The 9,632-nt window shown below is 40.8% G+C and carries 8 protein-coding genes; 6 read left to right on the top strand and 2 right to left on the bottom strand.

The window, feature by feature from the left end; translation table 11 throughout:
- Positions 1-461 precede the first annotated feature (461 nt).
- From RFK25_RS00635 to RFK25_RS00610, 6 genes are all read left to right on the top strand, one after another.
- A complete protein-coding gene (locus RFK25_RS00635; protein WP_332410679.1) occupies positions 462-2,234 on the top strand; it encodes a site-specific DNA-methyltransferase in 1,773 nt (590 codons plus the stop codon).
- Positions 2,235-2,236: 2 nt separating this feature from the next.
- Positions 2,237-2,737: a hypothetical protein gene (locus tag RFK25_RS00630; protein WP_256797715.1), complete on the top strand. Its 501-nt coding sequence runs from the start codon at positions 2,237-2,239 to the stop codon at positions 2,735-2,737.
- Entirely contained in the window at positions 2,734-5,832 is a 3,099-nt protein-coding gene (locus tag RFK25_RS00625) for a type III restriction-modification system endonuclease (protein ID WP_332410678.1), read from the top strand. The genes RFK25_RS00630 and RFK25_RS00625 overlap by 4 nt, the downstream gene beginning before the upstream one ends.
- A 1-nt stretch (position 5,833) precedes the next feature.
- Complete coding sequence (locus tag RFK25_RS00620) at positions 5,834-7,015, top strand: hypothetical protein (RefSeq protein WP_332410676.1); 1,182 nt, start codon at positions 5,834-5,836, stop codon at positions 7,013-7,015.
- 172 nt (positions 7,016-7,187) lie between these two features.
- Positions 7,188-7,313 carry a hypothetical protein gene (locus RFK25_RS00615; protein WP_332410675.1) on the top strand — a complete coding sequence of 42 codons (126 nt, stop codon included), beginning with the start codon at positions 7,188-7,190 and terminating at the stop codon, positions 7,311-7,313.
- Between the two features lie 77 nt (positions 7,314-7,390).
- Positions 7,391-8,140, top strand: a complete 750-nt coding sequence (locus RFK25_RS00610; protein WP_332410673.1) for a hypothetical protein — start codon at positions 7,391-7,393, stop codon at positions 8,138-8,140.
- Positions 8,141-8,178: 38 nt separating this feature from the next.
- Here RFK25_RS00610 and RFK25_RS00605 read toward each other — a convergent pair whose 3' ends face one another.
- The gene (locus RFK25_RS00605) at positions 8,179-8,772 is read right to left on the bottom strand and encodes a DUF1361 domain-containing protein (RefSeq protein ID WP_332410671.1); all 594 of its coding nucleotides are present in this window, start codon (positions 8,770-8,772) and stop codon (positions 8,179-8,181) included.
- Between the two features lie 150 nt (positions 8,773-8,922).
- A complete protein-coding gene (locus tag RFK25_RS00600) occupies positions 8,923-9,516 on the bottom strand; it encodes a DUF1361 domain-containing protein (protein WP_172081535.1) in 594 nt (197 codons plus the stop codon).
- Between the last annotated feature and the right edge of the window lie 116 nt (positions 9,517-9,632).

Genomic DNA, 9,632 nt, shown 5'->3' with positions numbered 1-9,632 from the left:
AGTCCAAAAGAAAACAATTTCCTTATTTTGACTATTGAACTCAACATATTTTTCATCAAATACCTTGATAGACTTGACAAATGGTAGAAAAATAATCCGTCCCCACTTTTGAGCGAGTAGGACGGATTATTTCCGTAATATGAGCCACCGTCTTTAAAGCGGTTCTACTGGGATTGAGTTGGTGCTCAATCCCTTTTTCACCCTTATTATATCACAAACTAAAATCGTTTGACAATTTTTTATCTACATCATCAAAAAAGGCTTGACAGCCTAAGAAAAGGAGATTACCATGAGCACAGCACAGCACAGCACAGCACAGCACAGCACAGCAAAAGCTTGGAGACTACACTCAAGTTGAAAAGCTAGACCTAACTTCAAAAGATATTTTATCAGACAACATTGCAAAAATTGGTCAGCTTTTTCCTGAGGTTCTAACAGAAAGTAGTGATGAAAATGGCAGGTTGCGTCCAGCCATTGACTTTGACAAGCTACGCCAATTCCTTTCAAGAGAGATTGTAGAGGGGCGGGAGTCCTATGAGTTTACCTGGGTCGGCAAACGCGGAGCGATTGCGGAGGCAGGTAAACCGACCACCCAGACCCTTCGCCCAGATCTTGAGGAAAGTGTTGACTTTGATAAGTCTGAAAATGTCTTTATAACAGGGGACAACTTGGAAGTTCTCAAGGTCTTGCAGGAGTCTTATCTGGGCAAGATTGATATGATTTACATTGACCCACCATACAACACAGGCAAGGATTTTGTCTACTCGGATAAATTCCAGATGAGCGAGGAAGAACTGGTAGATGAAATGGACCTACGAGATGAGGACGGTTTGCAACGGGTGGGCTTGACCAAGAATGAAAAATCCTCCGCCCGCTATCACTCCGACTGGCTCAATATGATGTATCCCCGCCTAGTCCTTGCCCGCAACCTCCTCAAAGACAGTGGCGTTATCTTTATCTCCATTGACGACAACGAGCAAGCCAACCTCAAAGCTATCTGTGATGAGATATTTGGGGAGGAGAATTTTTTGACTATTTTTAATCGTAAGACAAAAACAATGACTGGCGACGATGGTAATGGTATGAATATTCAACATGAATATTTGTTAGTCTATTCGTTACAGAAAAAAGTTGTTCAGCTTGTTGGAGATGAAAAAAGTTTCGAAGGCTATTCAAATCCTGATAATGACCCAAATGGGATATGGTGTTCTGGGGATCCAAGCGCAAAAAGTGGCGGAGTTACAACGTATTTTCCAATTAAAAACCCGTACACAGGATTAGTAGATTATCCTCCAGAAGGAAGATTTTGGGCTTTTTCAAGAGACACAATGGAGAAATATATTCAAGAAGGAAGAATAAAATTCAAAGAAAGATACTCTCAAAATCAACGTGGTTTTGTTTTTAAAAGATATGCTTTAACTGCACAAAGTTTGTTCATGCCAGTAGATACATTGTTGTTTAATGATAATCAATTCTTAAATTCAGTAGCAACTGAAGAAGCAAAACAAATAAAAATGAATAGTTTTTTTAGTTATCCGAAGCCTGTTTCATTTATAAAGAAAGTAGCTAAGCTTATAAATGAAAAAAATATGGTTATCCTCGACTTCTTCGCAGGTTCTGCAACTACTGCACACGCAGTCATGCAGTTGAATGCTGAAGACGGTGGCAACCGTAAGTACATACTCTGTACGCTAGATGAGCAGGTGGCAGACAAGTCAGCTGCCAAGGAAGCTGGCTATGAAACCATTGATCAGATTTCTCGGGAGCGGATTCGTCGGGCAGCCAAAAAGATTCAGGAAGAACATCCTGAAACCGTCGGCAAGCAAGATTTTGGCTTTAGAGCTTACAAGCTGGACACTTCAAACTTCAAGGAAGTCAGCCAAACACCAGACAGCTTTAGCCAAGAAAGTCTTTTTGACAGTGTTTCCAACATCAAAGATGGTCGGACAGACCTTGACCTCCTCTTCCAGATTATGCTGACCTGGGGCATGGAATTATCTCTTCCGATTGCGAAAACTCAAATTGACGGCACAGACATTTACAATGTGGCAGACGGTGCCTTGATTGCCTGCTTTGCAGATGAGATTTCAGAAAACGTCCTCCGTCAAATTGCTAAAGAAGAGCCACTCCGTGCAGTCTTCAAGGACGAATCTTTCGCCAACTCCGCAGCCAAAATCAACCTGGGGCAAATCTTCAAAGAAGAAGCCCCAAATACCAAAGTGAAGGTGGTGTAGGGATGATGGACTGGGAATTGATTACAGGTATAGTCAGTATTATTTCACTTTTGGTCTCACTAATTGCAGTTGGGGTTACGGTTTGGACAGTTTTTAGGACTCATGTGAATGATAAAAAATCAATTCGCTTTGAGAAAAGAATTGAATTGTATAGTAAATTGTCATATTTCTTGCAACAGCTAATAAGTAATCATGACTTAATTTTAAAATATGAAGATGAATTATTTGGTTTAATCGCAAAATCCTATTTCTTTTCTAGTCCTTTTGTGAACGAACAGTTCAATAAAATGTTGGATTTATTACAAATTGAAAAGACTGTATTGAGCGAAAAAAATAGAGAAAAATCATTCAATCAATTTGATGCTAGTATTGATATTTTGCTCAAAGCAATGAAAAAAGAAATGGAGAAACAAGGAGATATTTCTGAATCGGAAATGAGACTAGTTATTGAATCATCACAATTAAACATAGGCAATTTATATATTAACGGAGGTAACCAATGAAACTTCAATTTAAGCAGCAGCAATTTCAGTTAGATGCGGTGTCCTCTGTTGTGGATGTTTTTGCTGGTCAGGGCAAGCATAGCGGTTTTGATTACCACATGGACAAGGGTCAGGGAATGGATGCGGAACTGGATATGAATTTTATCGGTTTCCGCAATGCTCCCATCCAGCTTTCACAGGACACTATCAGCCAGCAGGTACGAAGTCATCAGCTCCGCTATGGACTTAAACCTTCCGAAAACCTATCCATCCAAAAAGTCGATGGTCGTCCGTCTTACAATTTGACCATTGAGATGGAGACAGGGACAGGGAAGACCTATACCTATATCCGCACCCTGATGGAGCTCAACAAGCAGTATGGCTGGCTCAAGTTTATCATTGTGGTGCCCAGCATCGCCATTCGGGAGGGGGTGCTCAAGTCCTTTGAGATCATGGCAGACCATTTTCAGATGGAGTACGGCAAGAAACCACGTTACTTTGTCTATGATTCTAGCCGTTTGGGAGAGCTGGACAAGTTCGCCAACTCCTCGGACATTCAGGTCATGATTATCAACTCCCAGGCCTTTAATGCCACTGGAGCGGATGCCCGTCGCATTCACACCGAGCAGGAAAGTTTCCGCTGGAGAAAGCCCATCGATGTTATCGCAGCGACCAATCCCATTTTGATCATCGATGAGCCTCAGTCGGTTGAGGGGAAAAAGACTAAAGAACGCTTGGAGGATTTCAAACCCCTATTTACCCTCCGCTATTCAGCCACTCATAAGGACAAGCACGATATGATTTATCGTCTGGATGCCTTGGACGCCTACAATAAAAAGTTGGTCAAGAAGATTGCCGTTAAGACCGTGGAGCAGACTTCTACCACAGGTACACAAGGCTACCTTTATCTGCAAGAACTGGTTCCGCAAAAATCAGGAGCTCCAAAGGCTCGGATTGAGTTTGAGGTGCGGACCAAGTCAGGCGATGTCAAGCGTGTGACCAAGCTGGTTGAAGAACCGTTTGCCCTCTATGAAGAATCTGGTAATCTCCCAGCCTATCAAGATGGTTGGACCTTGAGTCATTTCGATGCGCGTGAGGGTGAAAATTCCATTCAAATCGGTGCCAATCGCAAACTCCATGTGGGCGAAGTGATTGGGGAAACCAACGAAGATGACATTCGTCGTATCCAGATTCGGGAAACCATTGCCAGTCACCTGCAAAAAGAAGAAGGCCTATATAAACGAGGTATCAAGGTGCTTTCCCTTTTCTTCATTGATGAGGTAGCCAAGTACAAGTGCTACGACGAGCAAAATGATGCCTACAATGGCACCTATGCCCAGATGTTTGAAGAAGAGTATGAAGCCCAGGTCAAGGCCTTGTTGGCAGATCCAAACCTCCATGGCAGCAACTTTTGGCATTATCTAAATAATCATCAGGAAGGCAATCCCGTTCACGCAGGTTATTTCTCCGTTGATAAGGTGAAAAAATCGGACAAGGTCAAGTTTGTGGATTACAAATCGGCAACTGAGAAGAGAAACAATCAGTCCAACGACAAGGATGCCTTTGATTTGATTATGAAGGACAAGGAGCGTCTGCTGTCCTTTGATGAGCCAGTACGCTTTATCTTTTCCCACTCAGCCCTCAAAGAAGGCTGGGACAATCCTAATGTCTTCCAGATTTGTACTCTGAAAAATACGGGTACGGAGACAGAAAAACGGCAAAAGATTGGTCGTGGGATGCGTCTTGCTGTTGACCAAAAAGGTGTCCGTCAGGATGAGGAACTCTTAGGAGCTGATGTTCATAATATTAACAAATTGACAGTTATTGCCAATGAAAGCTACGAGGATTTTGCTAAGAACTTGCAAAGAGAACTCAAGGAAATCTTGGCTGATCGTCCAAGCAAGGTGGAAGTGGACCTCTTTGTCAATAAGGTCTTGGAAAATGAAGCCGGTCAAAAACTGACAGTCACCAAGGAAGTGGCTAAAGAGATTGAATACCAGTTGATTAAACAAGATTATATTGACAGCAAGGGAAATCTGACCACCACTTACTTTGAACAAAAGGCTACCAATCAGTTTACATTATCTGAAAATCTGGCTGGCTATGAAGTGGCGGTAAAAGACATTTTGGAATCTATTTACGATGCCAATCGTTACCAGATTGAGCGTGAAAATGATTCGGAAGTTGTCTTTGCTAGAGAAATCAATCCTGACAACTACAATCGTCAAGAGTTTAAACGTCTGTGGGAAAGCATTCATCACAAGTCCACCTATTATGTGGAGTTTGACGATGAGGAATTGATTGAAAAATCGGTCAAGGTTATCAATGAGGCTCTCTTTGTCAAAAAGCCAAGCTATATGATTACAGAGGCTGAAGCAAGGGAAATGAAAGCTGAACAAGGTTTGGATTTCAAGTTCAATAAAGACGGCAAGCGTCAGGCTGAATTGGACAAGTCTTCTATCCAACTCCGCTATGATTTGTTGGGTGAAATTGCCAGTCGCACGGAGTTGAAACGCAAAACAGTTGCCAATATCCTGAAACAGATCTCGCCAAGCAAGTTTGGCATGTTCGCCTATAACCCTGAGGCATTTATCCAACGAACAAGCCGCCTGATCAATGAACAAAAGGCCAGTCAGGTGATTGAGCATATCCGCTACAATATCTTGGAAGAAACCTTTGACACTTCTGTTTTTACGGATAACCCAGAAAGCGGAAAATTGTCGGACAAACGGATACTGGAATCGCAAAAAGGTGTGTATAATTATGTAAAGGTCGATTCGGATACGGAGCGGAAGTTCAAAGAAGAGTTGGATCAATTTGAAGATGTCATGGTCTACACCAAATTACCTAGCAATTTTAAGATTTCCACCCCTCTGGGTGCTTACAACCCTGACTGGGCAATTGCCTTTCGAGATGGTTCGGTTAAGCATGTTTACTTTGTAGCAGAAACCAAGGGTTCCATGTCTAGTTTGCAACTGAAAGGGGCAGAGCTTGCAAAAATTGAGTGTGCCAAGGCCCACTTCAAAGCCTTGAAGGAAAAAGGTTTGATTGCGGACGACCACATGTACGATGTGGTGGATTCCTATGAAAAATTATTAGAAATCGTGAGGGGATAGGATGAATCATCCAATAATACTCTTTTTTAAATATTGGTATATCACTTTTCCGCTATTGTTTATATTACTCAGCCTGTATTATAAAGGGGAGAATGAATCCTCTTTAAATATGCAGTCAAAAGCAAAAGATGAATTTGAAAATCAGGAGGATGAGCAGAAAATCTACCCTATTCAAAATTTATCTTATTATCTAACATTACATAACCAGCTAATTTTAAAGTCTAGAAATTGGATCATTAACCTGAAAGAAAAGAGTCCTTATGAATATCAAACTAGGGATGTGCTAGAACAGGGCTATTGCATTTTAAATGAAATGAAGTATTTTAAGGATGAGTTGAATTACGCACTGGGACATGTGCCAGTGCTGAGCCATTATTTAGATTTTCTAGAGATTTTGGATGGATTTACTTATGAGGTGAAAATGAGGGATCCTGAACAAAAAGAGTTTGTACTTACTATGTCAAAATTAAATTCTCAAGGGCAACCAAGAAATTACTTGGCTGAGAGTGAAATGATGTATGCAACTATCGATTCGGAAGACTTCCGTGAAGAAGTAACGAATCTAATAGAAAGAGTCGTTGCTTGGATGGAGGATTTAGAAAATCCATTTTCTTATGAGTTGCAACCGCGAACGAAACTAAATTATGCTTATGCGATTATCACCAGGCTTAATGAGTTGAAGGAGGAATTTAGTAGTGTTTTGGTTGCAGAGATGAGGGATATTGAGAGCCTTGAATTTCTTTCAGGACTTGAAGCTTGTATAGAAAATTTTACGAACGAAGTAGAACTTAGAGATCCAGAGAAGTCTAAGTTAGTTCATCTTTTGGATGATGACCCAGATTTAATTTCTTCACATATACAAGTAGTGAAATATACCAATCAAATTGTTAGTATGATTCAGTCCAAGACTTGTCATCAAGAGTTATTGGCAGAGCATATGGCACACTATAACTTATACGAAGAAACCTTGGAAAAATTAGCCAAGATTCATTTCAATCCAGAATTATTTGACCATGAACTTGTTGAAAGGCAGGAGATTATTGATTTTATTCATACTTATCAGAGGTTTCAACAAAAGGCTATCAAACATTTAAACAAAGATGAAGTTAGAGAATATCAAATTGCTCGTAGGTTACTTGACACTAAGATGAGTGAATTTGAGTACAGAGATCTTTTGGAATAATTCTAGATACAGATATTTTAGATGTTTGGTTACATGCACAATTTTAATTATTTGTAGATCAAAGGAGAAATATATGGGTGCATTTCTATTTTTTACATTTGCCATTTGTTATCTGGTGGGCTGTATCGCCATAGCGATTGGTCTCAGACGTAGGAAGTAGGAGAAAAGACAAATGGAAGAACTCTTTATGAAACTCTTTATTTGGTTGTTTATCTTACTCTGGTCCTCACCTGTAATCATTATCGCATTGGCAGGTGCTTGGGTCATTTTAAGCCTATTGTTTGGCAGAAGGAAATAATGATATTGAAGCATTGCAAAAGAATGTAACCTATCGTAAAATGGTAGTATATTTCAGATATTCAGGAGGGGGTTGTTATGCCTTACCGTAAATTAACATCAAGCGATCGGACCTTTATCAAAGGGCAGACGGATCACTTGCTGAATCAGATGAATAGCAATGCAGCCTATTTGGGGACAGTTCAGACCTATGAAGCAGCCAAGGCTCGGGCCAACCAAGCCTATCTGGCAATGGAACTAGAAGATGACCCAGAGAAAAAGGTCCGACTGGCAAAATTGGTTGAAACCTATACTGCACAAGCCCAGGCTATATTGGACGAGTGGGAGGAGAAGAACAGACATGCAGAGAAGGCGGCAAGAAATGTCAAGTTGATCTTGTGGCTGACCGTACTGTTCACCCTTAGCTTTGTTTTTCCAGTCAATATTATCCTAGTCATTCTTTTTGCCGTCTGGTTTTATCGGAATTACCTTCGTTCTAGTAAATCCGACCGAGTGACTAAGACCGCCGCTAATAGCCAGTCTTTGACAGAAGAGGAAAGGTTTGAAGACTGGTTGACAGAAAAGATTGTCACTCTCAACAAGGACAAGCGGGAGTGGACTGAGGCTATGCTGACAAAATATGACAGTTTAGATGACATAGCAGTAGGTATCGGTGAAATGGATGAGATAGATAAAGTGGCTGGTAAGAACCTTCTACGACGCTATCAGGCCATTTTAGCAGATATTGAAAAACTGCCAGATTCTGACCAGAAAACCTATTATTTGGATTTTCATCAGGAGATCATTGCCGACTTGGAAGATCTATTCCAACAACTCCATTTTGGATAAGAAAAACCGGTAACAGTACAAGGCTGTTGCCGGTTTTGTTATTCGTCTATGGAAAAGACCAGGACCATGATTTGTATAAAGGTAAAGCCCAGGATGAAGGGCAGGGCAGCCCAAGAAATGACTTCAATCATTTTACTGACAACCAGGCTTGGTCTGGTAAAGATGTCCCATGAATTGAGCCGTGCATAGCGTCCGATATGAATGGCAAAGCTGGATAGAAGGGAAAGATCACCAATCAGAAACAGCCTGATCCAGTAGGACTTGATAGAAAAGGCAGAGAAAATCAGTCGCAGGCTTTCCACACCAGTCATGACCCCATAGAAAATACTTGGGACATAGAGCATGAAAAGAATCATGCTGTCCCGTTGCCAGAGGACTGTGTTGGCAAAATGCATGTGGACGATGTCCGTCACCATGTAAAAGGTATTGGGGTAGAAAAAGAGCCAGAGGAGCCCAGCAATGATCTTTATGACCTTGGACTTACTGTGGTTGGTGAGGATAGCAAAATCAAGTGCTACCAAAGCCAAAAACATATTCCAAGTCAAGTCAGGTGCAGTGACACCGTAACGCTTTAGACCGGTAGCGATGATGAGGAAAAAAATATGGATAAAAACATTTTTCTTTGTAAACATGACAAACCTCTTTCATTAAAATATAAAAGCTAGTATATCACATTCAGGCAGAGAATGGGGACTTGTCATCAAATTGTTAGGACTTGTTTAAGCTTGGATTAAGTATTAGAAAACAAAAAAGAAACAGCTGATCTGTTTCTTTCAACTTATTTATTCATCAACGGCAAAGACCAAGACCATGATTTGTATGAGGGTGAAGCCAAAGATAAAAGGGAAGGTGTCCCAGGACATTGCTGCGACCATATTATTAAGAACAGCAAGGGGGCGCGTGAAAATATCCCAAGAGCGAATATTAGCATAGCGACCGATATAAATAGCATAGCTAGCAAAGAGGGATAGACTACCAATAATCAGCAAACGTAAGCCATAGAATTTGACATTGTAGCTTTTGAAAATAGCTTCTAAACTTTCCACGCCAGCCATAATTCCAAAGAGAATCGCTGGGACATAGAGCATAAAGAGGAGCAAGCTGTTACTTTCCCAGAGGGCTGTGCTGGTAAATTGGAGATTGACCAGTTCGGTCAAAATGTAGAAGGTATTAGGATAGAAGAAGAGCCAAAATGGTGTAATCAATAGCTTGCTGGCCGTATGATTATTTTGGCGGACCAAAATAGCAAAGTCCAAGGCCAATAAGGCCCAGAGCATATTCCACATCAGGCCGGTATTTTGAACGTCATTTAAGAGCATTCCGACACAAATAATAACAAAAAACAAATGTATCAAGAGATTTTTAGGTGAAAACATAGACAACCCCATTCTTTTTCATAACTTCTTCTAGTATAACATATCTTAGAAGGATTGTGGATGGGAAGTCGCTTTGTTTTTGCACAAAAATATGATAAAATGGGGTGTTATCAAGA

The organism is Streptococcus sp. SS-4456 (assembly GCF_036680365.1).
Lineage (GTDB): Bacteria > Bacillota > Bacilli > Lactobacillales > Streptococcaceae > Streptococcus.
The sequence above is the reverse complement of the archived record's forward strand: the minus strand, read 5'-3'. Positions and strand labels throughout refer to the sequence as shown.